Origin of the sequence: Zwartia panacis, assembly GCF_030410395.1 — a bacterium.
GTDB lineage: Bacteria > Pseudomonadota > Gammaproteobacteria > Burkholderiales > Burkholderiaceae_B > Zwartia > Zwartia panacis.
Map to the genome: position 1 here is coordinate 1 of NZ_JAUHHF010000045.1, position 309 is coordinate 309.

At 50.5% G+C, this 309-nt stretch carries 1 protein-coding gene; it reads right to left on the reverse strand.

What is annotated here, in order from left to right; all coding sequences use genetic code 11:
* Positions 1-309, reverse strand: a 309-nt coding sequence (locus tag QWY30_RS15885) for a transposase (RefSeq protein ID WP_290242671.1), incomplete at both ends; no start/stop codon positions are given.

Genomic DNA, 309 nt, shown 5'->3' on the forward strand with positions numbered 1-309 from the left:
CGCTGTTGCCCAGGAACTTCTTGATTCTCAGGTGCTGCTTGATCCATTTGAAGAACAATTCGACTTGCCAGCGATTCTTGTAAAGCGCTGCGATCGTCAGCGGCGGCAAGACAAAGTTGTTGGTCAGGAATATGAGCGTCTTGCCACTCTCGACATCCTTGAATCGAACGCGCCTCAAGTTCTCTGGGTAATGTTGGGTCGCGTAAAACCCGTTGAGCAATATCGTCTGATCGCAAATAATGCCGCTCGCTCGCTCGACTTGTGCCGAATAGATTCTTCGAGCATTCATATTGGCTTTGGCGCGGGTCA